The following is a 25312-nucleotide window of genomic DNA, read 5'->3' as shown; positions in this document are numbered from 1 at the left end:
GAAGGGGTAAAGCCGGATGAAAGACGATCGACATTATGAAATCATTATTTGCTCGGATTCCGTGGGGGAAACGGCTGAGGCGGTAGTCAAGGCAACCATCCGGCAATTCGACGCCCATCAAGTAAAGACGAAACGCATCGGGCACATCAAGCATGAGGATGAAATTCGGGCGATTATGGAATCGGCCGCCAAGCGGGGAGGGTTTGTCGCATATACGCTCGTCCAGCCGGAGCTGCGCGAAATGATGCGGGAGGAAGCCATCCGTTTGGGCGTACGGGCGGTCGATATCATGGGGCCAATGATGCAGGCGTTCATCGATACGTTCAACGATTCGCCGAAACGAAAGCCGGGGCTGCAGCACGAGATGGACGACGACTATTTCAAGCGGGTCGAAGCGATTGAATTTGCGGTCAAGTGCGATGACGGCCGGGATACGAGCGCGCTGCTGAAGGCCGATATCGTGCTGATCGGCGTATCGCGGACATCGAAGACGCCGCTGAGTATTTTTTTGGCTCATAAAGGTTTTAAGGTGACGAATTTGCCGCTCGTGCCCGAGGTAAAGCCGCCCAAGGAGCTGTTTATGCTGCCGGGCTCCAGCATTGTCGGGTTGACGATGGACCCGGAAAAATTGCTGAAGATCCGAACGGAACGGTTGAAGGCGGTTGGTCTGCCGTTCGGGGCCAAGTACGCAACGATGGAACGGATCGTCGAGGAGCAGGACTATGCACGACAGCTGATGAATCAGCTCGGCTGTCCGATTATTAATGTGACGTATAAAGCCATTGAAGAAACAGCCGGCATTATTATGGGATATTTATAAAGGCATGCGTCGCCCGCGGCGGCTGCGAACGATTTCGACTGAATCGGCGAACAACCGGTTTTTGATGTGACAAGCATGATTGCTCCTGATACGGGAATGCACTCATGCTATTTTTTTTTATGAAAAACGAAGCGGGATACAACCGTTGGAGCCAATTTTTACGTATACTTAATTAAGAGCATAGCTGATGCGCCGGAAGGAAAACGATGAGGAAAAAGGCGGTGTGAATTATGGAATCGTGGAGAGGATGGCTGAAGGAACCGTATGGCAAAAAGCTGTCAAAGCTGCATGCATGGAACGCATGGATTGTGGTGCTTCTGGCGGTAACCGGGATCATTTTGTATATCCCGTCGATTCGCGGTGATTTGGGGGCGCTTCGCGTTGTCATGAAGCAGGCGCATATCGTGCTCGGCTTCGTATCGATTGCGGTCATTGCAATGTATGTGCCGCTTATACCGAAGCACTGGAAACAAATTCGCGGCAGACTGAACCAGCGGTGGAACTTGGTCGTCGTTTTGGCGCTGCTGGCCGGATGGAGCTTGACGGGACTTCTATTATGGCAGTTTAGAAGCTTGCCGCCGGTTTGGAGCAATATCTCGCTGCTGCTGCACGACTTGTTCACCTGGATCGGGATTCCTTATGCGGCGTATCATTCGATTTCACGCAGCCGGTGGTTGAAGGCGATGCGTCAGCAGGAAAAAAGGGCGTCGGCCGCGTTCGCATCCACGGAGACAGTAAAACGGAGCGCGGCGTCGGATGCGGCGGGCGAAGGGAAGATGAGTCCGCAAGCTTTCGTCGATTATTTGAAAAAGGCGCCGATCTCGCGGGCCAGCTTTTTGCGGCTGGCAGCCGGGCTGGTGCTTGTGCTGGGGGTTGGGCCCGCATTTTACCGCTGGATGAAATCCGTCTCGGACACGGGCGGAGACGAGCTGGCGCAGCTGACGGGGACGGACGGCAACAAGATGGTTCCGGCGCCCGAGGCGCTTGCACAGTCGAATCCGCCTATCGGCGGCGGAGGCAAGGGCGAATTCCGGATTTATACGGTTACGGAGCTGCCGACGTTTTCAAGCGACAATTGGCAGTTCGTCGTTTCGGGGATGGTCGACAAACCGATTTCATGGAGCTGGGAGGAGCTGCTGAAGCTGAAGCGCAAAGTGCAGGTCAGCGACTTTCACTGTGTTACCGGCTGGTCGGTATATAGTCTGACCTGGGAAGGAATTCCGCTGTCCGAGCTGCTCGCCATGACAGGGGTGAAAAGCACGGCACGGTTTGCCAAAATGTATTCCGGCGATAAAGTGTACACCGATTGCCTGTCGCTGGAACAGGCGCGGATGGACGATGTGATGGTAGCCGTGCTGATGGACGGCAAGCCGATTCCGTCGCAGCTGGGGGGACCTGTCCGGCTGATCGTCCCGAAGATGTACGCTTATAAATCGGTCAAATGGCTCCAGGCCATTGAACTTATCGACAAAGAACATATGGGCTACTGGGAGGTTCGGGGCTACGATAACGACGCATGGGTTCCGGGAAAGCGGCTGTCGTAGACAGCAGGGATGAATTTCCTTATAATAACAGAAAGCCGGGCCTGCGGTTCGGCTTTTATTTTGTTTAGGAAATTATGCGCAGCAAATTTCTGTGGATAATCGGGGGCTCCCCCAAAAGTAAGGTCAAGAGTTGCTTGCACTCTTGACGAAACCCGGTGGGTACGGGTTAGCGGAATTGGCTTCGGGGCTTCACGTCACTTTTGTACGAAAATTAGTACCTTTGAAGAGCAAAAAAAGCCCCACTGCTCTTAAAAGGTAATGTTGGAAAAATATGTTAATTAGAGGACTGCCGAGCCGGCATMCGAKATTAATACGTTGAAAGGATGACGTTGATGCAGCTGCTCTCATTGAATATCGGCAAGCCGGTGCAAGCGAATTACAAGGGAAAACCAATGGAAACGGGAATTTTCAAGGAACCTGTGCAGGGCCGGATCATGCTGTCGGCCGTTCAGCTGGAAGGCGACGGTCAAGGAGATACGATCAATCATGGCGGAGAGGATAAAGCGGTCTGCGTCTACAGTGCGGATCACTATTCGTTCTGGGAGGAGCAGCTTCAGCGCAAGCTGCCTTTCGGGACGTTCGGCGAAAATTTCACAGTATCCGGGCTGCAGGAGTCGATTGTGCATATCGGCGATATTTTTGAGATCGGTGAAGCGGTTGTGCAGATCAGCCAGCCCCGGCAGCCATGTTATAAGCTGGGTTGGAAGCTGCAAGCGCCGGAGCTGCCGGAGCAGGTGCAGCGTACGGGATTTACGGGTTATTATTTAAGGGTACTGAAGGAAGGCAGGGTGGGGGCGGGCGATTCGCTGATCAGAGTGGAATGCGATCCGTTGTCGGTTACTGTGGCCGAAGCGAACCGGTTAAAATATGTTGATAAAACCGACAAGGCCGGCATTCAGGCGCTTCTTGCCGTCGAAGCGTTGTCGGAAAGCTGGAGGCAATCGTTCGAGAAGCGGCTCCAGTGAACTCGTTCAGCTATGCTGAACATCGGGGAATCCGATGGGGACTCTACCCCACCTGATTCAAGGCCCACCTTAGAGGTGGGGGTCTTAACCCGATAAAGTCGTAATCGGATAAAGCTCGGGGCTTGCATATATATAGATGAAGCGGGTTCTCCCGAAAAAGGCTGAACAACATTGCGGCCGTCGCGTACGCCAATGGCTTCGTGCCGGTCAAGGAAAGCGGGATGAAGCGGCATGGCAGCGGAAAGCAACCGGGTGCAACCGATAACCGGCGTCATTTTGGCCGGGGGCGGCAACCGGAGAATGGGCGGGCGGCCGAAAGCGCTGCTCGATCTGAACGGCGAGCGGTTTATTGATCGGCAGCTGACGGAGATGAGCCTGGTCTGCAGTGAAATTATTATCGCCGCTAATGAGGCGTCTTTGTTCAATGAGCTGCCGATGACGTCGGCGAACGTTCGGGTCATTCCCGACCTGCAGCCGGGGAAAGGCCCGTTGGCCGGGCTGCAGGCGGCAATAGCGGCGGCGAGCTATGACGAGCTGTGGGTTGTCGCATGCGATATGCCGTGCTTATCGGCCGCTGCCGCCGAGACCTTGTTGAATTTGCGGCGCCGTCATGAGGCGGACGGTAGCGGCGATGCGGCGGTTCCGCTGCTTTATGGAAAAACGCAGCCGCTGCATGCCGTCTACCATCGGCGGTGCGGCCGAATCATCGGCGAGCTTCTGGCCGCATCCCGTCACCGGATGATGGACTTGCTTGACCGATTGGATTATGCGGCGGTTGGGGAATCGACGTTTACGGAGCGGGGTGTTGCGCCGGTATTTGCCGAAAACGTAAACACGCCGGAAGACTTGGAACGGCTGCGGCAACGCGGCAATCCATAGATAACGGCCGACGCTTTGCCTCCGAAGGGAGGCGGGTGGAAAGGCGTCTGCGCGGATGCAAGCCCGGCGCTGCGGAACATGTGTTACAGGATGGAGGAGCTATCAATCGTGTCGGAATACAGATTTCAGCGCAAGCTGGTTCAAGTGGAGGAAGCGCAGCAGACCATTCTATCCTATGCGCGTCCTCTGAATACGGAGGAGATTGCGCTCGAGGAGAGCTTCGGACGGCGATTGGCGGAGCCGGTGGCGGCAAGCCATCCGGTTCCGCATTTTCGCCGTTCCGGCGTTGACGGCTACGCCGTCCATGCCGCGGATAGCGAAGCGGCATCGCCCGGGCAGCCGGTCGCCCTGCAGGTGACCGAAACGATTCCGTGCGGCGCCGTTCCCGTGCATGCCGTAAAACGGGGGCAAGCCGCGCGTATCATGACCGGCGCGATTGTGCCGGACGGCGCCGATGCGGTCATTATGCTGGAAATGACCGAACCGTCCGGCGATAAGGTCAATATCCGCAAACGGATGGCACCGGACGAAAATATATCCCCGGTCGGCCATGAGATGCGGTACAATGACCCGCTGCTGCAGCCGGGCCGAACGATCGGACCGGGAGAGGCTGCACTGCTCGCCACTTTCGGTTATAAAACGGTTCGCGTCTACCGGAAGCCGCGGGTCGGCATATTTTCCACCGGCACCGAGCTGTTGGAGGTCGGGCAGCCGCTGGAGGCGGGGAAAATCCGCAACAGCAACAGCTACATGCTGGCCTGTCAGGTGCAGGAAGCGGGCGGGATCCCGCTGATTATGCCGGTTTTGCCGGATGAACCCGATGTTGTGGAAGCGGCGCTGCTCGCCGCAATGCAGCATGCGGACGTAATTGTAACTTCCGGCGGTGTGTCCGTCGGCGATAAGGACGTGCTCGTTGATTTATTCGAGCGATGGGACGGCACGCTGCTGTTTAACAAAGTGGCGATGCGTCCCGGCAGCCCGACGTCCGCCGGGATTTGGCGGGACAAGCCGCTGTTTGCCCTGTCGGGCAATCCGGGGGCCAGCTTTGTCGGGTTTGAGCTGTTCGTCCGTCCTTATTTGAGGGCTCTGCTAGGATATACGACGGCGGTTCATCGGGAAATTCAGTGCTTTCTGGAGACGGACTATTCGAAAGGCTCCGCCTATCCCCGTTATGTAAGAGGCACGATGACCTACCGCGACGGGTCGGTGTTCGTTCAACCGGCGGGAAAGGATAAATCGAGCATTATGGTATCGATTAAAGATGCGGAGTGCCTGATCTGCATTCCCGCCGGAGGCAGAGGCGCTTCTGACGGGGACTCGGTCCGGGTTATTTTGCTGAAGGAGCCGTCCGCATAGCCGATAATGGGAAAAACCCTCAGTCAAGTTTAACTGCGCTTGACCGGGGGTTTTTGTGAAGTTGGCATTTATATAAATGCGCAGGAAACGATAACTAACAAGATAAACAATACCAGGATCACAGCTGTGGTTGTGTGAAATCCGCCAAGACCACTCATTTCGAAATCCCCCTTTCAGAAGGCTTAGTATACTATATGCCCGGGGGGTATATGCTGATTGGACTATAGCCCCTATCGGGGGAATACTTAAAAGCGGGGGCTGTGTGTGGCGGACGGATGATTAAGGTGATTGGAGAGATTAGGGAGATTAGTGAGACTGAGGAGATTAGGTGATTGGAGGACTAGGGAGATTAGGTGATTGGGGACCGGGGAGATTAGGGAGGCTGTGGTGATTAGGTGATTATGGACTGGGAGATTGATCAAATGGCGCACTGCGGGCTGCAGTTAAGTTTCTCCGATCGCTGTTGTCCATTTGTTGCCCTCATTGGAATGAAGGCAAGGTAGCAACAAATGGACAAAGGCGACCACTTCGTTTCTGCGAAACTTACTGCCCCCTTCGTGCTTCCATGATCAATTGGGACGCAGTCGGCCGCTCCCCCCTTTAAGAGGGGGGGAGGTAGATGCGAGGCTTAGGGGCTCAGCCTCGGCATCGAAAAGGAAACAGGAGCAGAGCTAAAGTGCTAAAGAGCTAAAGAGCGAAAAGAAAAAGAGCCAAAGAGCAAAAGAGCAAAAGAGCAAAAGAGCAAAAGAGCAAAAGAGCAAAAGAGCCAAAGAGCCAAAGAGCCAAAGAGCCAAAGAGTCATAGGGAGTGCGAGAAGCGGGTATAAGTCGCTGAAGAAAACAGCTTCAGGAAGCTGTCCATTGTTCGAAACGGCAGAGTGCGAACCAGGCGCAGCCGGTAAGCTTATTATTAAGGGAGGGTACAAGCGGTGTTGAATAAAATCGAAGCCGTTATTTTTGATCTGGGAGGGACGTTAATCAATTACGAAGGATTTTCTTATTACTGGGGGGATTATTATGAACAAGCGTTTCAGCATGTTTCCGCTGCACTAGATTTGAATGTATCCTCGGAACAATTAAACGCAGCGATAGAAACCTTGAAATTATACAATACGCGTTTATACCCGAGAGAAGTGGAGTACACGCCTGCCCATATATTCTCCGATGTTTTTAAAGGATGGAAATTTCAAGATATTAGCTTAGACGCTGCAATTCGGGCTTTTTTTCAGTTTTTTCAACGCAGCGTGATCGTCTATCCCGAAACCGTAGAAGTAATCGATGATCTCAAAAGGAATGGATATCGAATCGGAATTTTAACGGATGTGCCGACCGGAATGCCAACGGAGCTTATCATTCAGGATATTCAATCGTTCAAGCATCATATCGACTATTTTTTATCTTCGGTTGACTGCGGGTTTCGAAAACCGAATAAAAAAGGGATCGAAATGATCTCAGAACGCTTCGGGGTTGAAATGGACCGAATTGTTTTTGTCGGAGATGAAGAAAAGGATATTCAGGCGGCCCAAAACGCCGGGGCTGCATCCGTCTTGATCAATAGAGAACACCATAATAAATGCTACGGTGAGCTTATTCAGATTGCAGATTTGATTGAATTTAGGGAGCTTTTGATGAAGCACCGGTTGGGTCAGGGGCATCAAGCTGCTTGTCCGGATTGAACGGAAAACGATTTTCGATACGCAAGCAGGTAGAGCAGGAGCCGCGTCCTGCTTTTTTAATCGGACTCGATTGCGGATATTATACACGGCAGCGCGGCACATGGAAGAAGTCGCCCGGTTTAACGACTTACGGAGCATGGAATTTTTCATTAAACTGGGGTACAATGGCACCAGAGAGAACACCGGGAGATTCGCTCCCGGAGCGGAGCGTTCTCATAACAGTTCGGACGAGCTTTACATCGGTTATGCAGCGAAAATAGAAGCATAACGCGCACAGACGAACCGCTAGAGAAAGGAGATCCCCCATGAGTGAAGCTTTATCCGGTCACTATCAAGATCAGGAGCTGATCGCGCAAATCGCCGTTCGTAATGAAGAAGCTTTTAAAAAACTATACGACCGTTACGAAAAGCCGGTTTATGTTTTTATATACCGGATCGTCCGCGATGCGGCGAAAGCCGAAGAAATTTTACAGCAAATGTTCGGTCAGCTATGGAATGCGGCGGATGGGTTTGACGGTCAGGAGGGTGAGCCGGCCAAGCGGATTTTTGCGCTGGCACGCAAGCTGGCGGTCGATGTGCTGCGTATACGGAGAACTCGTGCGTCTCGCCATGTCGCCGATTCAGGTCAGGAGTCCAGGCAGTCTCTCCCGTTGCAGTTGACGGATGGGGCGCTTGAAACGGCAGCGACGTCGGAAAGGGAATGGATCGGTGAGCGGGTCAATTCGGCTCTGGAAAGATTGAGCCGGGAACAGAGGCAAATTGTGGAGTGGATATATTTCCAGGGGTACACGCCCCAGGAAATAGCGGATCGGCATTCCATCCCGCTGAAAACGGTGAAAAGCCGGGGGCGTATAGCGGTGAAGCAGCTTCGCCAGCATTTGTCCGATCTGGCCGGAGGCGTTTCGGCCATAAGCAGCGGACAATCGGATACGATGTGCGAACGGGTCGAGCTGTATGCTCTGGACGGATTGGAGGAGCATGAAAAGGTGGCCTTTGCGTATCACTTGACCCAATGCGCATTATGCCGTAATCAGCTGAAGGAGCTGCAGCGCATGGTCGAGCTTCTGCCTGCGGCCTCGGATGCGGTTCCGCTGCCTGCGGGGATACGCAGCCGGCTGCTGTCGGCAGTACTGGGAGAAGCGGCTGCCGGGCGGGCCGGAGCAGCATCGGAGGCGCTTCCGTCGGGAGGCAGAAGGGCGGGCCAAGCCACCGGCCGGACAAGCCGATACGTGTCATCGCGCGATCTGGCCGCATTTGCCGCCGAAGCGCAAGGAAAACCAGCCGCGGATGCGGCCGAGCTCAGCCGGCGCGCGGTCCGCAAGGAGCGGGCGGGACGCCAAGCGGTCTACTGGCGGCTGGCAAGCGCGGCGCTGCTGATTGCCGGAGCGGCGGCGGGCTGGTACGGCTACCAGTCGAAGCAGTTGGCCAACCAACTGCAAACGGAGCTGGCCGCTTCAAACAATGCGCAGCTGAAAATGGGCGCGGATTTGGACAAAGCGGCAGCCGAGCTGCTATCGCTACATAGGCCGGCGGAGGCGTTGAAGGTGAGCCGGACGGCCAGCCTGACACCGATGCTGGATACGATCGCCTCCAAAGGCCAGGCGACGATAGGCGTCGACAGCAAGGGAATGCATCTGCTTGTACAGGTTGAGGACATGCCGATCATTAAGCAGGAGGAAGCTTTTCAGGTGTGGCTGATCAAGAACAATGCGCCGACGAATGCGGGAACCTTTTTTTCGCAAAATGGACGGGGCGCATCGTATTTCACGTTTGAGCCGAAGGAATTCGATTCGTTATCCATCACCATCGAGCCCGACGCAAAGGGCGAGAAGCCGAGAGGGCCGGTCATTATGTCGGCCAGCCTGAAAGATTAACTTTGAAGTGGAGGGAAAACATGAACAAAGTTGACATACGCCGCATCCCGAAAGAGCAGTTCGCCGACAGTTTGGCGTTATCCGAATTCGCTTTTCAATATGAGCTGCCTCCTGACAAGCGGGAGGAGAAGCTGGCGCAGTTCAAGGAAGAGGAAAATTGGGGCGCCTACGTGGACGGCAAGCTGGCGGCGCGGCTAACGGTTCTTGATTTGCATACGTGGCTGTACGGTAAACGTTTGGCGCTGGGCGGGGTTGCATCCGTTGCCACATGGCCCGAATACCGGCGCGGCGGGCTGGTCGCCCGGCTGCTGCACAACGCGCTGCAGGTAATGAGAGAGCAAGGGCAAACGGTGTCCTACCTGCATCCGTTTCAATTCGCATTTTACCGCCGATTTGGCTGGGAAACATATACGGATACTAAAAAATATGAAATACCGACAGCGTTGCTGCCCAAGCTGCCTTCCCAGCCCGGCCATGTCAAGCGAGTCGGCTCTGATATCGGGCTGCTTCATTCGATTTACAGCGCTTACGCTTCGCGTTATAACGGCACGTTGGATCGGGATGAGGATTGGTGGAAATGGAAAATTTTCGCAAATAAAAAAGGGGCCGCGGCCGTATATTTTGATGCCGTCGGCAAGCCGTCCGGCTATGTGCATTACCGGGTGAATGAGCGTGTCTGTCAAATTCATGAGCTTGTCTCGTTAGATTGGGAGACGACGAAGGGCTTGTGGAAGTTTATTGCCGATCACGATTCGATGATCGATAAAGTGACGGTAAGCGTGCCGACCGACGATAAGCTGCCGTTTGTGCTCGATAACCCGCGGATCAAGCAGGAGATCGTTCCTTACTTTATGGCGCGCATCGTGGACGTGAAGCGGTTTTTGGAGCAGTTTCCGTTTGCCGCAGCCAATGCGGGGAGCGGCTGCACGCTGAAGCTGAGCATAACCGACGCTCATGCAAGCTGGAACAACGGCTTGTTTACGGTTGAAGTCGACGGTCGCGGTCATACGGCCGTACACTTCGAAGAGCTGCCGAACGATGCTCCGGCTGCAGCAGCAAACCCGGATGGCCAGGTACATAGTTTGGCTTGCGATATATCGACGCTAACGGCCATATTTATGGGGTACCAGCGCCCCGCCTTTATGCGGGAAATTGAACGGCTGTATGGCGATGAAGCGGCGGCAAGCTGCCTCGGTGCACTTATTCCGCAGCGTCAAACTTATTTGCCCGACTTTTTTTAGTTGTAGAGAAAGCAAATATTTATGCTTTGCTTCGCGCCTTTCGACAAACCGCGCTCGTCCCCTAAGGACGACGAGGCTATCGTTTGAGCAGCTCGAGCAGATGATACTGCTGCAGAAATGGTTCCGGATTGGCCGGACCGTCAAATACATAAGGCTTGCCCTCATTGCTGAATACGAGCATATGAGGGTTTTCTTTTGTCCGGGGATCGATAAACAGGTACAGATCGGCTGCCTGGATTGACAGCCAGCTGTGCTTCACGAGCAGCGGAGGGTTTAACGGAATATGAATGACGATACCTTGCTCCGCCTCCATATCGGCTCTGCCGGACAGCCTTTGCACGGCTTGCAGCCATCGGTCGGCCTGCTCCCTTAGTTCCTGCGAATTGGGGAAGGTGGCGACGACTTCCTCTTTCCCTACGTCGAATACTTCAACAGGCTCTGCCGCGGCGGCCGCCGGCTCTGCCGATGAAACCCCGCTGGCACAGGTTAAGGGGAGAAACAGCAAGCCGAACCATATGACGGACGCCAAAGCTTTTGTCCGGAAACGGCCGGAATATGAAAGATGATTATGATTGAAGCGGAATGGGCGCGAATATTTCATAAGGGAGGGCTCCTTTTTACAGTAAGATAGGCCATTAGTTTTGCAAGTCCGGTTTCGAGAAGAAGCAGGGCCGGAGTTTATCCGAGTACGACTTTATCGGGTTAAGACCCCCACCTCTAAGGTGGGCCTTGAATCAGGTGGGTAGAGTCCCCATCTGATTCCCCGATGTTCAGCAAAGCTGAACGAGTTCACTAAAATGCATCAGCCTCGCCGTTGTCTCCGATATTTAGTTCTGGAGCGGTTCCATTCAACGTATGGCCCGTAAGCGCAGCAGATATTCCATTCACGGTGCTTTTAATAGTAGTATGACGTTTCGCATGCCGGATCATGCACATTCGCCGACCTGTATGCGGCTATGGAAGGGCCGGAGCGCAGCCTAAAGTCTGACCTTACCCCCGACTTTGGTCTAGGAACAAAAACCGCCGCAGGTCCGTTTTGGAAAATGCCCCAAAACCCTAGAATAAAGACATAAGCAAACGACAAACAACGAAAGGCGGTGAATACATAAATGAGAATGAATCGGCACAGCGGCTTGGCGCTTCTGCTCATCTTGTTCGGGGCATTGATTTTGTTTAACAAATTCGGTTTTCATACCGGGCATTTGATGAGTTATTTATTCCCGGTTGCGATGATCGGCCTCGGCTGGTTAGGAGTGAAAAACGGCAAATCCTTAATCGGATTCGTATTGCTTGCAATCGGCGGCTTGATACTATTGGCTAAATTGTCCGGCCTGATCGCGATTGCCTTTGCAATCGGTCTGATCATCTACGGAATTTCGCTTCTGAAAAAGAAACCGTCCGTTTATTAAGTGAAGCTTGGGGAAATTTGGAGAAAAGGTGGTTAGAGCATGAGTATAGGTAAACGATTAAGAGATATTACGGTAGCTAACTTCAACGAAATGCTGGAGCAGTCGGAAGACCCGGTTCGCTTGATTGACAAGTACTTAAGCGAGCAGTCGGAACAAATTCGCGAGTCCGAGCGGCTCTTGCAGCAATGCTTGTCGCATGCGGCCACGCTCCGCCAAACGTACGTCTCGGCCACACAACTGAAGGAGCGCCGGGAGCAGCAAGCGCTCGTCGCCTTGAAGGCCGGCGAAGACGAAATGGCGCGGATTGCGCTGCAGGAGAAGCTGCAGCAGGAAGAGCGCAGCGCGCAGTACAAAGCGCTGTACGAGCAGAGCAAGCTCGGTATCGTCGAGCTGGAGCAGCAGCTGCAGCAGCTGAAGGCCGACTTCGATGAAGTCGCGTCCAAGCGCAGCTACTACATCGCAAGGCTGGAAAGCGTGCGGCTGCAGCAGCGGATGAACGAGCGGCTGCGCGGCATGGGCGGAGGCTTCGGCCATTCGCCGCGGATGTTCGATAGGCTCGAGGAGCGGGTATCCGACATGGAGCTTTCGGCGCGGACACTGCGCGAAATTCGTTCCCATGGACGGGATGCGATTATCGCGGCGGGAAATGCGGCATCTGCGGCATCGCAGCTGGTCGATCATGAGTTGGAGAAACTGAAGTCGAAACTGCAACAGGAGGGCTGGATGCGATCATGAGCAAACTATACCGTTCACGCACTGACCGTATGATAACCGGCCTGTGCGGAGGATTATCCCAGGCGCTCGGCATCGATTCCACATGGATTCGTTTACTGCTGGTGATTACGACATTTTTTACCGGAGGCGTGATGATTCCGCTCTATTTCCTGGCCGCCATCGTCATACCGAAGGAGCCGATTCCTTACGGTCCTTACGGTCAGGGCTACGGCTATAATGAGGGACCGGGACAAGGCGCTTGGCAAGGAAGCGAGGTGGGATGGCAGCAATGGGGCCAGCATTGGGGCAGAAAACGCCGCTGCGGCTCACATAAATTCGAGCACGGCGACCGCCGCGAATACGACGCCCAATATAATTCCTATGAAGGTCCGCACGGGCAAGGACAAGCCGGCAGCGACTTTGACGATAAAATGAAAGATATCGAGAAAAAAGCGATGTGGAGAGAGATCGAAGAGCTTCGCGCAAAAGTAGCCAGCTATGAAAAAAACCAACAAAATAAAGGAGATGTGTAATCATGGGCGTATTTTCCAGAATTAAAGATATGACGAAAGCTTCCATTCACGAGGTATTGGATAAAGTAGAAGATCCGATCGTTATGCTGAATCAGTATTTGCGGGATATGGAGGAAGAAATCGCACAGGCGGAAGTTACGGTTGCCCGTCAAATCGCCAATGAGCGCAAGCTGAAGGAGCGTCTGGATGAAGCGGTGCGTTTGACGGCACAGCGCGAGGAACAGGCCAAGGAAGCGTTGAAAAACGGTCAGGAAGCCGCGGCGCGTCAAGCGCTGGAGCAAAAGCTGTACTACGAAGGCAAAATTTCCGAATATACCGAAGCGCACGAACAGTCGAAAGCGCAGGCCGGAGAATTGGTTCAGCAGCTGCATGAAATGAAGGATGCCTTCTACCAAATGCGCAACAAGCGCAGCGAGCTGATCTCCCGCACCCAACTGGCAAAGGCGAAACGCCAAATGGCCGAAGTAACGGCCAGCAATGTGATCGAGGGCGGCAATGCGGCCAAAGGCTTCCGCCGGATGGAAGAGAAAATATTGACGCTCGAAGTTGAAGCTGAAATCGCCAGCAAGCCTTATGTTGCCGGAGCGTATTCCCCGGGTTCGGCCTATGCGGCAACGACAGGCTATGGGGCAGTCGATGCAGAGAAAAAGCAGAAGGTGGACGACCAGCTTCAGCTGTTAAAGGAAAAAATGAACGCGGAGCAAGCTGGGTCCTGACAAAGCCGAAAGATTCGGCAAAATCGAGCAAAAATCCACTTTGAGGAACATACAATTTGTGATATGCTAGGTAAGGCAAAAAGCCATAGGGCAGTTTTCTCGGCCGCTATGGCTTTTCCGTCTAGTTAACGATAACCGCTAAGAATCCGCATAAGAAAGGAGGCAGCACAGATGAAAAATTTCCATTGGGACCGCAAGCGCGATTACTTCCGCAAACGCGATTACAATCGCAATCACAACCGGAATGTGGCCCTTATTTTGATAGGAGTCGGCATTCTTCTGCTTGTGAATAATCATTGGGGCTTTTTTACCGTGCTGTCCCTTGTGCTGATTATAGTCGGAATCAATAAAATCCGTTCAGCTTCTCCGCGCAAAGGGTACATCCTGATCGGCATCGGAGCGGTCATTCTGATCGGCGGCAACCTGTCGCTGCTCATTGCCGTTATTCTGATTTCATTGGGATTTTTCTATATACGGTCCAAGCAGCTGCAAGGCAGCGAAAGCTATGTGAAAAAAAGCTTGATTGAAAGCATTAAATGGGGCAGAGAACCATGGGTGCTTCGCAGCACGTCCATCTGGAACGTGATCGGGGAGCTGCATATGGATTTGACCTATGCGATTTTGGAGCAGAAGGAAATAACGCTCGTTCTGCAGGGCGTTATCGCCGATGTGGACATCATCGTTCCTGAAGATATCGGCTTGTCTGTCGTATCCACCGTGTTGGCGGGCGAATCCGACGTTGGACCGAATAAGGAGTCCGGTATTTTAAACAAGACGGTATGGCAGTCGGAAAATTACGAAACGGCGGATAATCAGGTGAAAATTATGATTTCATACATCATCGGGGATATTGACATCAAAGTGGTATAACTATACTCAACAAATAAAAGTCCGGTGAACAAGAAGCGGAGAGACGCAACAGTTCATTAACGCCCGACTTTTTTGGAATGCAATTGTCAGAACGGGTTCGGTTCAAGAAATAGCTGTCGGTGCAGTCGGAATAATGATCCGGCTGCGCGGCGGCATGGACTCGCCGTATATTAGGCCGGCATTCAAGCATGCAGGCATCGGAACAGCGGGAGGTACGACTACGTATGGAGAGGCACGAGAAGCGTCTGACCAATATGATTTGGAGAAGCATGGGTGAGTCGATAGGACTCAGCCTTGTTTTGTTTGGCGTTATCGTGTACTTTTTACATTCCAACGGGTATATGATAGAGCTGTCCACCTGGCAGCAAGGCGTTCAGCTCAGTCTGACTCTGATTGTTATAGTGGCTGTCATCGGGGCGGCATACGGACTTTGGTACAGCAGCAAAATAAGGCGGCGGCTTGAGCAGCTGCGCGAAGCGATGCTGCTGCTGGAGAAGGGCAACCTGACCCGTACCGTGCCGCCGCTCGGCGAAGATGAAATCGGACGGCTGGGCGACCAGTTGAACGGCATTACGAAAAAGTGGGAAGAGCAGGTCACCTCGCTGCAGCGGCTGTCCAGCAACAATGCTCAGCTGGCGCAAAAAGCCAAATATTCCGCAATCGTCGAGGAGCGTCAAAGGCTGGCCAGAGAGCTGCACGATGCCGTCAGCCAGCAGCTGTTTGCGATTTCGATGACCGCTACCGCCGTCGGGCGGACGCTCGACAAAGACTTTGAACGGGCGCAGCGCCAAATCCATCTTATCGAGGAGATGGCGTCCGTGGCGCAGTCGGAGATGCGGGCGCTGCTGCTGCATCTAAGGCCTGTCCATCTGGAGGGCAAGCGGTTGTCCGAAGGTTTGGTCGAGCTGCTTCAAGAGCTTACCGCGAAGGTGCCGATGGAGATTACGTGGGAGCTGGCCGATCATATTCAGCTGCCCAAGGGGATCGAGGATCATTTGTTCCGGATCGTGCAGGAGGCGATGTCCAATGCGCTCCGCCATTCCAAAGCGACGCGGCTCGAGGTCCGGCTGAATCAGCCTTCAGTGGACGCGATCCGGCTCATTATCCGTGACGACGGTATAGGTTTCGATCTCGATGAGAGGAAGCACGCTTCCTACGGTATCGTGACGATGAAGGAACGGGTCAATGAGATTGGCGGTTCGTTGAATTTAATTACAGCACCGGGTAAAGGGACCCGGATTGATATACGAGTACCCATTATGACGAAGGGAGGAGACGAAATTGGAGAACGAGACGGCGATTAAAGTGCTGCTGGTCGACGATCATGAGATGGTGCGGATCGGACTGGCAGCCGTATTGAGCACGGAGGAAGATATTGAGGTGGTAGGCGAAGCGAGCAACGGGGCCGAAGGAATCCGGCTTGCGCAGGAATACCGGCCGCAAGTTGTGCTGATGGATCTTGTGATGGAGGGTATGGACGGAATCGAAACGACCCGGAGGCTGCTGCAGCTGCACCCCGATTGCAAGGTGATTGTGCTGACCAGCTTTTTGGATGACGAGAAAATGTACCCGGTCATTGAGGCCGGCGCGTTCAGCTATTTGCTGAAAACGTCCCGCGCCGCCGAAATCGCGCAGGCCATACGCGCGGCGGTCAAAGGGCAGTCGATCCTCGAATCGCAGGTGGCTTCGAAAATTATGAACCGGTTCCGTCAGCCGAAGCTTGCCGCCCCGGCGCATGAGGAGTTGACCGAGCGCGAGATGGAGGTATTGCGCCTGATCGCTTCCGGCAAATCGAATCAGGATGTGGCCGACGAGCTGTTTATCGGCATTAAAACCGTCAAATTTCACGTCACCAATATTTTAGCCAAGCTGGGCGTAGAGGATCGTACGCAAGCCGCAATCTATGCATTTAAGAACGGCCTGGTCGAGTAACGGCGGCCGCGGCGGTGGTAATGCCGTCCCAATATATCCGCCAGATGCTGTTCAGCCGGTTGTAGAACGGCTCTTTCCCGTAATAGTACAGCTGCAGAAAACAGCCGTCCATCAGGCATAAATACGAAGCCACCAAATCCTCGACGGGCTCTTCCTTGATGATTCCCTCATGAATGCCTGCCGTAAAAATCGCCTGCAGCGAATCGATCAGCGCACGCTCCGCCTCAAGAAACTGACGGTGCATCCGCTCCTGCAGGAAAGCGGGCGGAAACAGCATCACCCGTTTCAGGAACGTCATCTTTTCCTCGCTCAGCATGTAATTGTCACAATTATCCTGCAAGATCCGAAACAGCATCTGCTCGACCGTGCTGCCCTGCAGCGTATGAATCAGTTGTCGGGTCCGGTAAGAATGCTCCTGAAGCACATCCTCGAACAGCTTCATGAACAGCTCCTCTTTGCTGCGGAAATGAGCGTAAAGGGACGGGGTTTTGATGCCGACCTCCTTGGCGATGTCCGATAAAGGAGTGCCTTCATAGCCATGACGTGCAAAATGCTGCAAAGCTGCCTTTTTAATAGATGACGCTGTCATGGGAGATATCTCCTTTCTTTTTATATATACATAACAAACGTTAGTTTATGTTATATATAATAACATTAATAACACGATTTTCAACATTAAAATGATTAAGAAACAATTAAGATGGATATTTAATGTAAAGTTACTTGACATAATAAAATACCGTGTGTATGATACTGGTAACAGCATAACACATGTTTTCTAGGGTTCCGCAGCTGTCCTGCAGCTGGACTGGTCCGAGAGAAGACACACGAATGGTTTCGTGCACACGGAGGGAGAAAAGCCCGGGAGAGATATCGATGATATCCTTCCGGGCTTTTTTTTAGGAGTTTAGAAATTAAGCACAGCATATTTGGAAAACCGGGGGCTCCCCCAAAAGTAAGGTCAAGAGTTGTTTGCGCTCTTGACGAAACCCGGTGAACACGGGTTAGCGGAAATTGCTTCAGAGCTTTACTTCACTTTTGGGGGATTTGTTGCTACTCGAAATTACGGGAGGATGTCCATATGAGAAAATTCATGCTGGGGATGATTTGTTTAATGCTTGTCGGTACAGTTTTGTTAAGCGGCTGCAGCAAGCCGCAGACGGTCGGAGGCAGTGCCGGCTCCGGAAAAGCCGGGGGCGCGGCGCCGGTCAAGCTGGCTCTAAGCCCGTGGCCGGGCTGGTTTGTCTGGTACCTGGTCAAGGAGAAAGGCTTCTTCGAGAAAAACGGCGTCAACGTCGAGCTCGTCTGGTTCCCGGTATACAGCGATTCGCTGGCCGCTCTTGCAACAGGCAAGGTCGACGCCAACAGCCAGACGCTGAGCGATACGCTCGCACCCGCGAGCAAGAGCATACCGCTCAAAGCCGTGCTGGTGAACGACAACTCCAACGGCGGCGACGGGATCGTCGTGAAGCCGGGTATCCAATCGCTGCAAGATTTGAAGGGCAAGAAAGTCGCAACCGAACTCGGCACGGTGGACCACCTGCTGATGCTGACGGCCTTGAACAAATCGGGCATGAAAGAGCAGGATGTCAACTATGTCAACATGACCGTCAACGATGCCGGACCGGCATTTATCGCCGGGAATTTGGACGCTGCCGTATTGTGGGAGCCTTTTCTCAGCAAGTCGATAGAGGAAGGCAAGGGCAAGCTGCTGTTTTCCTCCAAGGATACTCCAGGACTTATACCGGATTTATTAGTGTTCAAAGAACAATTCACGAAAGACCGCCCCGACGATGTGAAGAAAATAATGAATGCATGGTTTGACGCGCTGGATTATTGGAAAAAGAACCCTGACGAATCGTTGAGCATTATGGCAAAAGCGGCGGAAACCCCGCTTGATGAGTACAAAAAAGGCGTGGACAGCGTAAAAATATTTTCTGTCGAGGACAACCAAAAGGCGTTCAAGAAAGGCGAAGACTTTACATCGCTGTATTACACCGGACAAAAAACCGGCGAATTTTTGAAAGGGCTGAATATGCTTTCGTCCGTGCCGAAGCTCGATTCCGTCATCGACGGCAGCTTTATCGAGGAGGTCGCCAAGCAGCGCAAGCCGTAGAACGGGCGGACGGTTCCGTCGTTGCCCAAGCAAAACGATGGGGAGGAACATGAATGAAAAAGCGGAGGAAGCGTCTGTTTCAAATACGCGGCGAGCTGGATAAGTCGTCGTACATGTCCGGCGTCGCCGGCATATTCATAGCGCTGCTGCTGCTCTGGAGCTTGTTTAGCTATGGGGGAGTTGTGGAACGCACATTTTTGCCGACGCCCGACCAGGTTGTCGTACAGCTGCTGACACAGCTCGGCAACGCCGATTTTTGGCACCATATCGGGATCAGCGTATATCGCGTCGGCATGGGCTTTCTGTTGGCCTGTCTGCTCGGAGTGCCGCTCGGCATATTGGCCGGAACGTTCCGTATCGCGGAATCCATTGTCGTGCCGCCGACCGAGTTTATCCGTTACATGCCGGCGACGGCGTTCGTACCGCTCATCATGGTATGGGCGGGGATCGGCGAAGGCGCGAAAATTATGGTTATATTCGTAGGCTGCTTTTTTCAGCTCATTTTGATGGTGGCGGATAATACGCGCACCGTGTCGAACGACCTGCTGCAAGTTTCCTATACGATGGGTGCGAAACGGTGGCAGGTGATCGAAAAGGTGCTTATTCCCGCCCTGCTGCCCGATTTGATGAACACGCTGCGCCTCATTATCGGCTGGGCATGGACGTATCTGGTCGTAGCCGAGCTGGTGGCGGCGAACAGCGGACTCGGGTTTTCAATCATGAAGGCACAGCGCTTTTTGAATACGGATATGATATTTGTCGGCATTATCGTCATCGGACTGCTCGGATTGGTTACGGACCGGATATTCGCGTTTTGCCACAAACGCTTTTTTCCTTGGTTGGAAGGGAGGGCTTGAATGATGTTAAGCACATTGCCGCAGACAGGCCGGCCGGTTGCGCCAGCCGCCGGTCCTGTCAAAATTGAAGCCAAAGCGATCACAAAAGTATACGGCGGAAAAAAGGGAGCGTTCACCGCGCTTGATCCGGTATCGTTCGATATTCGCGAACAGGAGTTTGTCAGCTTCGTTGGGCCGTCGGGCTGCGGGAAGTCGTCGCTGCTGCGGATTTTGGCCGGTTTGGAGGAGGCGAGCTCGGGGGAGCTGTACATTTCGGGCCAGGCGATCGACGGGCCGGGCGCCGACAGGGGCATGGTGTTTCAATCGTACACGTTGTTTCCATGGCTGACGGTACGGCAAAATATCGAATTCGGTTTGACGCTGAAGGGCGTTCCGCTGTTGGAGAAGCGGCAGATCGCCGATCATTTCATGGAGCTGGTGCAGCTGACGAAATTCGCGAAGTCGTATCCGAAAGAGCTGTCCGGCGGCATGAAGCAGCGCGTGGCGATTGCGAGAGCTTTGGCGAATAATCCCGAGGTGCTGCTCATGGATGAGCCGTTCGGGGCGCTCGACCCGCAGACGAAAAATTCGATGCAGGAAATGCTGCTCAATCTGTGGGAGAAGGAGAAAACGACGGTTGTGTTCATAACTCACGATATTGAGGAGGCGATCTTTTTGTCGCAGCGCGTCTATGTGATGCAGGCGCATCCCGGACGGATCAAGCAGACGGTGCATGTACCGCCGGGCTTGCGGAGCGACGCAGGCTGCCGGGATTCCGAAGCGTTCCTGCAGCTGAAACGGGAAATTGTATCGCATATCGGGGCTGCGCCGGAGGAGGAATAGTAATCGTTTCGATGATGCGCCTGGATTTCGTTCGTGATATCCGTTAAAAAATGACGCTGTTTCCGATTTTTCGGGAACGGCGTTATTTTTTTTTTGAAAAAGTGCAAGAAAATGAACGTTTGTATCGTCTATATAAGTAGAGAATATAAAGCTCGCAGGCTGCGAACGCATGGAGCTGAAAAAAGAAGGAGGTGGCGGCAATGGCCGCAAGCTCAGAGGCGGTTGCACGCACGGAGATTGCTCCGTTAACGCCAAATGAAAAGGTGAAGCTCCTCCGCCGGTATGAGGACTATTGCTATCAGATCGCCTATTATTTGCTGAACGATGGCCAGCAGGCCAGGCAGGCGGCCGAGCAAGCGCTGCTGGCTTTATATAAGCAGGAGGAATGGTACGAAATGGCTCACGCGGCGCAGAAGGCTAAGGTAAAGCGGCTGGCGCTGCACAAAGCGCTTGAGCTGCGAAAGATAATCCCGACTGTGTATAGAGGCCGTTTCGATCATTCCGGCGAATAGGAGCGGGCCTCCGGATATAGAACGATAAGAAGTAAAGAGCCTCCGCAACACCGCCAAGGTGGAACGGAGGTCTTTTGGCGTCTTCCTGTTATCGTCAGCGTCATTAACGGGCTCATTGGTTAAAAGCCGCGGTCAAACAGGATTCCGGTTAGCGGCAGGGGCAAGTAAGTACGAATCGGACTGCCGACCCGGGTTTCGGTCCGATAATTGGCATAGGAGCGGAACAGGCTCTGCTGCGGCTCCAGCAGCTGACTCGGTGGCATGGCGAGCAGCTTCCCGGCCGCATCCGATATAGCGGCGGCCAAGCCGTCCGGTCCGCGGAGGCTTGGCTGCGGTCGCCCGTAATTGGCGGCGGCCTGCGCTTCCAGCGCTTCGCGGTCGAGCCGCCAGGAGCCGTCCGGCTGCGGCCGGACGCCGAGCTCCTGCAGCGGAAACTGCGCGAGCCCGCCTGTGACGGCGTCGCCGGTGCCGTTCTTGAACGGCGGCGTTGAATCGCGGATCGCGGAATGCAGAGCGTTGTAGCCGTCGACCAGCTCCTGCATCCGATCCAGGAGCCGCCCTCCGGCAGCCGCACCGGCAGGGCTTGCGGCTGCGCCGGTCAGGTCGGCGCCGGCGGGCTCCGCCGCCGGCTTCGCTTCGTCGGCCGAAGCGTCGTCCGGCCGCTTGTCCGCGGCCTGCTGCAGCCGCCTCGCCGCGCCCAGCACAGCCGTCATGCTGCGAGCCAGGCCTGCGGCATGCTCGTCGAAGCCGTCCCGGCCGAAGCTTGCCGCCGTACCGTCCGATCCGCGGTCCCGGGGCCCCTGAGGCCGGCTCGTCTGTTTCGAAGCAGTCTGCTTCGAGGCTTGTTCCTCCGCATACGCGTACCAAAGCGCTTGAGTCCTGTATGTGCGGGATACCTGCGTCACATGCGTCTTCACGGGCTGCACCTCGCATTCCTGAGCATTTATTTCCTTAATTATACAATAAATCGGCCCATGCCGTAAGCCGCTTCTTGACAACAATCAAATAATTCCTGTATGATGACTATTTAACTCGTTTAAAGGGGATTTGGGGCATGAGTTGGTTACAAGTCATCGTCATAATATTGGTTGCTGCCGTCAGCTTATTGTTTTTAGCTTTTGTCGGCAAAAAATATTTGAAATAATAGCAGCGCCTCGCCTCGCTTCATAGAATAGATAACATCTATTTCTTCGGAGGCGATTTCATGATCCGCAAACGTATTCCTCAAAAAGACGACAAAACGATCTGGTCGTTGATTGTGCTGCTGCTGCTGCCATATGCGCGTTTAACCCATCCGAATTTGCGGGTCAATATAGCTTACGTCCGTCATCGGCTTCACCGGTGCACAACGTTCGTTGCCGTGAACGGCAGACGCGCCCCGTCCGGGTTCATTGCTCTGAGGCCTGAAAAGAAGACGATGTTCATCGATATGCTGGCGGTTCATCCCCGTTTTCAGGGCAAAGGGATCGGCACCCGGCTGCTGGAGCATGCCGAACGTGTCGCTCTGCAGGCCGGATATGAGGATGTGTCGCTGTGGGTTGATGAATCGAACCGCAGCGCCCAGCAATTTTACGTCGCCAAACAGTACGAACCGTTCCATTATGACAGGACGATCAAATGCTACTTGCTCGTGAAGCAGCTTCAGAACCGCAGGTTTTGAAGCTATTTGACGTCAGCGGATACGATCGTGTTGCTGCTCATCCAATGATTTTCCGACAAATACAGCGTTGGACCGGCAAAATAAAGTGACGCCGCACGCGCCTCGCCCAGCCCTTTTTGCCCGGTCCCGTCAATCCGCAGCTTATCGATGAAGGACGAGCGCTGCATGCCGAAATAGCCTAGCGTCATATAGATCCAGCCTTGCCGGTAGTGGAGTCCGGTGACCGGGTAGTTCGATGTCAGCAGGGGGATGCGCACGGAGCCGTCCGCGTTCATTTTGCTCAGCTGATTGCCGAAGCTTGCAGCGAGAGCGACAAGCTGACGAGAAGTGAGCAGAGCCCCATCATTTTATTACGCATCCCTCAAAAAGTCTCCTTTCTCCGTATAGCATCGCTTCTTTTTAGTTTGACCGCTCGATTTGCCCGACTGTTGCGCGTACTGTTCGAATTCATCAGCTTTTTCGATCGGGCCCATTCGGCAGCGCTGAAGCTTGTCCGCTTAAACGGGACAATAGGGTAGCGCTTTTTTTGCCGATGCCGCAGCTTTGCCGAGAAAAAAAGGGGGCAATGCCCCCTCAAGCGCGGATAGATCAATTGACTTCTGGAAGATGAATGATCCGCCTGCGCAGCGGGCCTTTATTCACAGGACGTCTAGAAGAATGCGAAAAGCAGCGCAATTAACGCCAGGTCAAGCACCAGCCCGCCGCCGCCGAAACCGGTATTCGGAAACGGGGAGAACGATACCTCCGCTTTATGATTGATTCTCTTGCTCTTCATGTTCCTTTTCGGCGATCTCGATTTCCCGGATGAAATGTCCGCTTCGCCGTTCAAAACCAATGTGTCCGGACCGACCTTGGTCAGAATGCCCGCGATTTCACCGCCGTCCTTCAAAATAACAAGGACGGGTTTACCGTAATGTTCCCTGCAGCTGGCTTCGCTGATCGGATGAATATGTCTCATCAATATACACCTCCAAGCTTTTCATACTATTCAGACTATGCGCGCCGCAGCAGGGCGACTGGTCAATGGCCTACTGGTTCTGTGCCTATTTTTCGTGACATTTGTACATAATATATTGAATGTGGCGGTTATTTTCGCTATGCTTAAACATAATCGGCAAGTAGAAGCTAATAGTTTCAAAAAAATACATAATGAAAGAATGATGACGATCATGACCAATACCGTATTTTTTTTATTTGGAGCAACGGGGGATTTGGCCCGCCGCAAGCTGTTCCCTGCGATTTACAGTTTGTACCGCGAGCGCAAGCTCGGCGATCGTTTCGCCGTAATCGGTCTGGCGCGCCGTCCGCGCACGAATGAGCAGTTTCGTTCCGATGTGCTGGAATCGATCAAAGAATTTGCGCGCTACAATGTGACGAAGGACGAGCAATGGGAATCGTTCGCGGACCATTTTGAGTACATGTCGCTGGACATTAACAATGTGGACGGTTTCAGAGAGCTGAATACCGTTGCCGATAGATTGGACAAGAAGTTCGAGGTCGGCGGCAACCGTTTATTTTATTTGGCGCTTGCGCCCGAGCTGTTCGGCAGCGTATCGCATAACTTGAAGGAGGGCGGTCTGCTTGAAACGTCAGGCTGGTCCCGTCTTGTTATTGAAAAGCCGTTCGGCTATGATCTGCCGTCGGCGGAGAAGCTGAACGCGGAAATTCGTCAAGTGTTCGAAGAAAAGGATGTTTACCGCATCGACCATTATCTCGGGAAAGAAATGGTGCAGAACATCAACGTGCTCCGTTTCGCGAACGCGATTTTCGAGCCGCTGTGGAACAACCGGTACATCTCCAACATTCAAATTACGCTCAGCGAAACGGTGGGCGTTGAAGAACGCGGCGGTTATTACGATCATTCCGGCGCACTGCGCGACATGGGCCAAAACCATATGCTGCAAATGCTGGCGATGATGGCGATGGAGCCGCCGAGCCGCATGTCTCCGGAGGATATCCGCGACGAGAAGGTAAAGGTATTCCGCTCGCTGCGCGGCTTCCAGACATCGGAAGAAGTGCGGGCGAATACGGTGCGCGGCCAATACGCAACAGGCAATATGAAGGGCAAGCAGGTGGCCGGATATCGCCAAGAGGACAAGGTGAACCCGGAATCGATGACGGAGACTTATTTTTCGGCTCGCGTATTCGTCGATAATTTCCGCTGGGCGGGTGTTCCTTTCTACATCCGCACAGGCAAGAGACTGCCGGTTAAAACGACCGAGGTCGTAGTCGAATTTAAAAATGTGCCTAACAACGTATATTTGTCCAAAAAGCATAAGCTTGAGCCGAACCTGCTCGTCTTCCGCGTCAACCCGATGGAAGGCATCTATTTCAAAATGAATGCGAAGCAGCCGGGCTCCGAAGGAACGATCGTGCCTGTGGCGATGGACTTTTGCCAAAGCTGCCAGGTCGGTCTGAACACGCCGGAGGCTTACGAGCGTCTGCTGTACGATGCGGCCCGCGGCGATTCCACTTACTTTACCCGTTGGGACGAGGTGGCGCTCGCTTGGCAGTATGTCGATAAGATTGCCGCAGCCTGGCGCGAAAGCTCGGACAATTTATGCTTATATCCTGCGGGCACCTGGGGACCAGAGGAAGCCCATCAGTTGCTGGACGAGGACGGCTTCCGTTGGTGGCCGGTGAACGGACAGGACGAGGGCGAGGTTGCCTGGGAGTTCGTTCAACGATAGGAGAAAGCTCGAACGGATACAGAAAAGGGCCGTACTTTTCGGGGTACGGGCCCTTTTTCTTTTTACGGTGGGCATCGGCCGGATATTTTGAATGGCAGGTGCAAAAAGGATGCAGATAAGGGCATAA

The 25312-nt window shown here is 53.7% G+C and carries 27 protein-coding genes and 1 riboswitch; of the genes, 21 read left to right on the top strand and 6 right to left on the bottom strand.

Features of this window, described 5'->3' with window-relative positions; all coding sequences use genetic code 11:
• Positions 1 to 16: 16 nt before the first annotated feature.
• The 5 genes from E1757_RS31490 (at position 17) to E1757_RS31470 (ending at position 5564) form a co-directional block, all read left to right on the top strand.
• Positions 17 to 820 (top strand): pyruvate, water dikinase regulatory protein, encoded by an 804-nt coding sequence (locus E1757_RS31490; protein ID WP_133235803.1) that lies wholly within the window; start codon positions 17 to 19, stop codon positions 818 to 820.
• Positions 821 to 1050: 230 nt separating this feature from the next.
• Positions 1051 to 2364, top strand: a complete 1314-nt coding sequence (locus E1757_RS31485) for a molybdopterin-dependent oxidoreductase (RefSeq protein WP_133235801.1) — start codon at positions 1051 to 1053, stop codon at positions 2362 to 2364.
• A 323-nt stretch (positions 2365 to 2687) separates the two neighbouring features.
• On the top strand, positions 2688 to 3329 hold the full coding sequence (locus E1757_RS31480) for an MOSC domain-containing protein (RefSeq protein WP_425464874.1): 642 nt from the start codon (positions 2688 to 2690) through the stop codon (positions 3327 to 3329).
• Positions 3330 to 3560: 231 nt separating this feature from the next.
• The gene (gene mobA / locus E1757_RS31475) at positions 3561 to 4208 is read left to right on the top strand and encodes a molybdenum cofactor guanylyltransferase (protein ID WP_133235797.1); all 648 of its coding nucleotides are present in this window, start codon (positions 3561 to 3563) and stop codon (positions 4206 to 4208) included.
• 108 nt (positions 4209 to 4316) lie between these two features.
• The gene (locus E1757_RS31470) at positions 4317 to 5564 is read left to right on the top strand and encodes a molybdopterin molybdotransferase MoeA (protein WP_133235795.1); all 1248 of its coding nucleotides are present in this window, start codon (positions 4317 to 4319) and stop codon (positions 5562 to 5564) included.
• A 68-nt stretch (positions 5565 to 5632) separates the two neighbouring features.
• Here E1757_RS31470 and E1757_RS31465 read toward each other — a convergent pair whose 3' ends face one another.
• Positions 5633 to 5722, bottom strand: coding sequence for a YjcZ family sporulation protein (locus E1757_RS31465; RefSeq protein ID WP_133235793.1), 90 nt, complete (start codon positions 5720 to 5722; stop codon positions 5633 to 5635).
• Between the two features lie 770 nt (positions 5723 to 6492).
• Here E1757_RS31465 and E1757_RS31460 point away from each other — a divergent pair.
• From E1757_RS31460 to E1757_RS31450, 3 genes are all read left to right on the top strand, one after another.
• A complete protein-coding gene (locus E1757_RS31460; RefSeq protein ID WP_133235791.1) occupies positions 6493 to 7239 on the top strand; it encodes an HAD family hydrolase in 747 nt (248 codons plus the stop codon).
• 305 nt (positions 7240 to 7544) lie between these two features.
• The gene (locus E1757_RS31455; RefSeq protein WP_133235789.1) at positions 7545 to 9113 is read left to right on the top strand and encodes a sigma-70 family RNA polymerase sigma factor; all 1569 of its coding nucleotides are present in this window, start codon (positions 7545 to 7547) and stop codon (positions 9111 to 9113) included.
• A gap of 20 nt (positions 9114 to 9133) precedes the next feature.
• The gene (locus E1757_RS31450; protein ID WP_133235787.1) at positions 9134 to 10354 is read left to right on the top strand and encodes a GNAT family N-acetyltransferase; all 1221 of its coding nucleotides are present in this window, start codon (positions 9134 to 9136) and stop codon (positions 10352 to 10354) included.
• Positions 10355 to 10430: 76 nt separating this feature from the next.
• On the opposite strand, the gene E1757_RS31445 is transcribed toward E1757_RS31450, so the two are convergent.
• The gene (locus E1757_RS31445; protein WP_133235785.1) at positions 10431 to 10955 is read right to left on the bottom strand and encodes a hypothetical protein; all 525 of its coding nucleotides are present in this window, start codon (positions 10953 to 10955) and stop codon (positions 10431 to 10433) included.
• 508 nt (positions 10956 to 11463) lie between these two features.
• Here E1757_RS31445 and E1757_RS31440 point away from each other — a divergent pair.
• The 7 genes from E1757_RS31440 (at position 11464) to E1757_RS31410 (ending at position 16528) form a co-directional block, all read left to right on the top strand.
• Positions 11464 to 11763 (top strand): LiaF transmembrane domain-containing protein, encoded by a 300-nt coding sequence (locus E1757_RS31440; RefSeq protein ID WP_133235783.1) that lies wholly within the window; start codon positions 11464 to 11466, stop codon positions 11761 to 11763.
• Positions 11764 to 11802: 39 nt separating this feature from the next.
• Positions 11803 to 12498, top strand: a complete 696-nt coding sequence (locus tag E1757_RS31435) for a PspA/IM30 family protein (RefSeq protein WP_133235781.1) — start codon at positions 11803 to 11805, stop codon at positions 12496 to 12498.
• Positions 12495 to 13010 (top strand): PspC domain-containing protein, encoded by a 516-nt coding sequence (locus E1757_RS31430; RefSeq protein ID WP_133235779.1) that lies wholly within the window; start codon positions 12495 to 12497, stop codon positions 13008 to 13010. The genes E1757_RS31435 and E1757_RS31430 overlap by 4 nt, the downstream gene beginning before the upstream one ends.
• Positions 13011 to 13012: 2 nt before the next feature.
• A complete protein-coding gene (locus tag E1757_RS31425) occupies positions 13013 to 13726 on the top strand; it encodes a PspA/IM30 family protein (RefSeq protein ID WP_133235777.1) in 714 nt (237 codons plus the stop codon).
• Between the two features lie 171 nt (positions 13727 to 13897).
• The gene (gene liaF / locus E1757_RS31420) at positions 13898 to 14596 is read left to right on the top strand and encodes a cell wall-active antibiotics response protein LiaF (protein WP_133235775.1); all 699 of its coding nucleotides are present in this window, start codon (positions 13898 to 13900) and stop codon (positions 14594 to 14596) included.
• Between the two features lie 224 nt (positions 14597 to 14820).
• A complete protein-coding gene (locus E1757_RS31415) occupies positions 14821 to 15900 on the top strand; it encodes a HAMP domain-containing sensor histidine kinase (RefSeq protein WP_133235773.1) in 1080 nt (359 codons plus the stop codon).
• On the top strand, positions 15878 to 16528 hold the full coding sequence (locus E1757_RS31410) for a response regulator (protein WP_133235771.1): 651 nt from the start codon (positions 15878 to 15880) through the stop codon (positions 16526 to 16528). The genes E1757_RS31415 and E1757_RS31410 overlap by 23 nt, the downstream gene beginning before the upstream one ends.
• On the opposite strand, the gene E1757_RS37010 is transcribed toward E1757_RS31410, so the two are convergent.
• On the bottom strand, positions 16506 to 17117 hold the full coding sequence (locus tag E1757_RS37010) for a TetR/AcrR family transcriptional regulator (RefSeq protein ID WP_133235769.1): 612 nt from the start codon (positions 17115 to 17117) through the stop codon (positions 16506 to 16508). The genes E1757_RS31410 and E1757_RS37010 overlap by 23 nt on opposite strands.
• 178 nt (positions 17118 to 17295) lie before the next feature.
• A riboswitch (guanidine-I (ykkC/yxkD leader) is annotated at positions 17296 to 17398 on the top strand.
• Positions 17399 to 17609: 211 nt separating this feature from the next.
• Here E1757_RS37010 and E1757_RS31400 point away from each other — a divergent pair.
• From E1757_RS31400 to E1757_RS31385, 4 genes are all read left to right on the top strand, one after another.
• Positions 17610 to 18644, top strand: a complete 1035-nt coding sequence (locus E1757_RS31400; RefSeq protein ID WP_133235767.1) for an ABC transporter substrate-binding protein — start codon at positions 17610 to 17612, stop codon at positions 18642 to 18644.
• A 53-nt stretch (positions 18645 to 18697) separates the two neighbouring features.
• Positions 18698 to 19501 carry an ABC transporter permease gene (locus E1757_RS31395; protein ID WP_133235765.1) on the top strand — a complete coding sequence of 268 codons (804 nt, stop codon included), beginning with the start codon at positions 18698 to 18700 and terminating at the stop codon, positions 19499 to 19501.
• 3 nt (positions 19502 to 19504) lie between these two features.
• On the top strand, positions 19505 to 20323 hold the full coding sequence (locus E1757_RS31390) for an ABC transporter ATP-binding protein (protein ID WP_133235823.1): 819 nt from the start codon (positions 19505 to 19507) through the stop codon (positions 20321 to 20323).
• A gap of 200 nt (positions 20324 to 20523) precedes the next feature.
• Positions 20524 to 20835 carry a hypothetical protein gene (locus tag E1757_RS31385; protein ID WP_133235763.1) on the top strand — a complete coding sequence of 104 codons (312 nt, stop codon included), beginning with the start codon at positions 20524 to 20526 and terminating at the stop codon, positions 20833 to 20835.
• Positions 20836 to 20954: 119 nt separating this feature from the next.
• On the opposite strand, the gene E1757_RS31380 is transcribed toward E1757_RS31385, so the two are convergent.
• Positions 20955 to 21752: a hypothetical protein gene (locus tag E1757_RS31380; protein ID WP_133235761.1), complete on the bottom strand. Its 798-nt coding sequence runs from the start codon at positions 21750 to 21752 to the stop codon at positions 20955 to 20957.
• 287 nt (positions 21753 to 22039) lie between these two features.
• On the opposite strand from E1757_RS31380, the gene E1757_RS31375 reads away from it, so the two are divergent.
• On the top strand, positions 22040 to 22495 hold the full coding sequence (locus tag E1757_RS31375; RefSeq protein ID WP_133235759.1) for a GNAT family N-acetyltransferase: 456 nt from the start codon (positions 22040 to 22042) through the stop codon (positions 22493 to 22495).
• A gap of 2 nt (positions 22496 to 22497) precedes the next feature.
• Here the strand turns inward: E1757_RS31375 and E1757_RS31370 are convergent, their stop codons facing one another.
• Positions 22498 to 22770, bottom strand: coding sequence for a hypothetical protein (locus tag E1757_RS31370; RefSeq protein ID WP_133235757.1), 273 nt, complete (start codon positions 22768 to 22770; stop codon positions 22498 to 22500).
• Between the two features lie 374 nt (positions 22771 to 23144).
• Complete coding sequence (locus tag E1757_RS31365) at positions 23145 to 23453, bottom strand: hypothetical protein (protein WP_133235755.1); 309 nt, start codon at positions 23451 to 23453, stop codon at positions 23145 to 23147.
• Positions 23454 to 23664: 211 nt separating this feature from the next.
• Between E1757_RS31365 and zwf the strand changes: the two genes are divergently transcribed.
• Positions 23665 to 25185: a glucose-6-phosphate dehydrogenase gene (gene zwf, locus E1757_RS31360; RefSeq protein ID WP_133235753.1), complete on the top strand. Its 1521-nt coding sequence runs from the start codon at positions 23665 to 23667 to the stop codon at positions 25183 to 25185.
• The last annotated feature ends 127 nt before the right edge of the window (positions 25186 to 25312 follow it).

This window comes from Paenibacillus piri, assembly GCF_004354045.1.
Classification (GTDB): domain Bacteria; phylum Bacillota; class Bacilli; order Paenibacillales; family NBRC-103111; genus Paenibacillus_S; species Paenibacillus_S piri.
This window is presented reverse-complemented; position numbering and strand designations above follow the sequence as displayed.

Excerpts from the sequence above, each read along its gene's own strand:
- E1757_RS31415 (WP_133235773.1), top strand. The coding sequence starts at position 14,821 with ATGGAGAGGCACGAGAAGCGTCTGACCAATATGATTTGGAGAAGCATG.
- E1757_RS31430 (WP_133235779.1), top strand. The coding sequence starts at position 12,495 with ATGAGCAAACTATACCGTTCACGCACTGACCGTATGATAACCGGCCTG.
- E1757_RS31370 (WP_133235757.1), bottom strand. The coding sequence starts at position 22,770 with ATGAACGCGGACGGCTCCGTGCGCATCCCCCTGCTGACATCGAACTAC.
- E1757_RS31390 (WP_133235823.1), top strand. The coding sequence starts at position 19,505 with ATGTTAAGCACATTGCCGCAGACAGGCCGGCCGGTTGCGCCAGCCGCC.
- mobA (WP_133235797.1), top strand. The coding sequence starts at position 3,561 with ATGGCAGCGGAAAGCAACCGGGTGCAACCGATAACCGGCGTCATTTTG.
- E1757_RS31450 (WP_133235787.1), top strand. The coding sequence starts at position 9,134 with ATGAACAAAGTTGACATACGCCGCATCCCGAAAGAGCAGTTCGCCGAC.
- E1757_RS31365 (WP_133235755.1), bottom strand. The coding sequence starts at position 23,453 with ATGAGACATATTCATCCGATCAGCGAAGCCAGCTGCAGGGAACATTAC.
- E1757_RS31395 (WP_133235765.1), top strand. The coding sequence starts at position 18,698 with ATGAAAAAGCGGAGGAAGCGTCTGTTTCAAATACGCGGCGAGCTGGAT.
- E1757_RS31375 (WP_133235759.1), top strand. The coding sequence starts at position 22,040 with ATGATCCGCAAACGTATTCCTCAAAAAGACGACAAAACGATCTGGTCG.
- E1757_RS31385 (WP_133235763.1), top strand. The coding sequence starts at position 20,524 with ATGGCCGCAAGCTCAGAGGCGGTTGCACGCACGGAGATTGCTCCGTTA.
- E1757_RS31435 (WP_133235781.1), top strand. The coding sequence starts at position 11,803 with ATGAGTATAGGTAAACGATTAAGAGATATTACGGTAGCTAACTTCAAC.
- liaF (WP_133235775.1), top strand. The coding sequence starts at position 13,898 with ATGAAAAATTTCCATTGGGACCGCAAGCGCGATTACTTCCGCAAACGC.
- E1757_RS31455 (WP_133235789.1), top strand. The coding sequence starts at position 7,545 with ATGAGTGAAGCTTTATCCGGTCACTATCAAGATCAGGAGCTGATCGCG.
- E1757_RS37010 (WP_133235769.1), bottom strand. The coding sequence starts at position 17,117 with ATGACAGCGTCATCTATTAAAAAGGCAGCTTTGCAGCATTTTGCACGT.
- E1757_RS31425 (WP_133235777.1), top strand. The coding sequence starts at position 13,013 with ATGGGCGTATTTTCCAGAATTAAAGATATGACGAAAGCTTCCATTCAC.
- E1757_RS31485 (WP_133235801.1), top strand. The coding sequence starts at position 1,051 with ATGGAATCGTGGAGAGGATGGCTGAAGGAACCGTATGGCAAAAAGCTG.
- E1757_RS31400 (WP_133235767.1), top strand. The coding sequence starts at position 17,610 with ATGAGAAAATTCATGCTGGGGATGATTTGTTTAATGCTTGTCGGTACA.
- E1757_RS31440 (WP_133235783.1), top strand. The coding sequence starts at position 11,464 with ATGAGAATGAATCGGCACAGCGGCTTGGCGCTTCTGCTCATCTTGTTC.
- zwf (WP_133235753.1), top strand. The coding sequence starts at position 23,665 with ATGACCAATACCGTATTTTTTTTATTTGGAGCAACGGGGGATTTGGCC.
- E1757_RS31490 (WP_133235803.1), top strand. The coding sequence starts at position 17 with ATGAAAGACGATCGACATTATGAAATCATTATTTGCTCGGATTCCGTG.
- E1757_RS31465 (WP_133235793.1), bottom strand. The coding sequence starts at position 5,722 with ATGAGTGGTCTTGGCGGATTTCACACAACCACAGCTGTGATCCTGGTA.
- E1757_RS31445 (WP_133235785.1), bottom strand. The coding sequence starts at position 10,955 with ATGAAATATTCGCGCCCATTCCGCTTCAATCATAATCATCTTTCATAT.
- E1757_RS31480 (WP_425464874.1), top strand. The coding sequence starts at position 2,688 with ATGACGTTGATGCAGCTGCTCTCATTGAATATCGGCAAGCCGGTGCAA.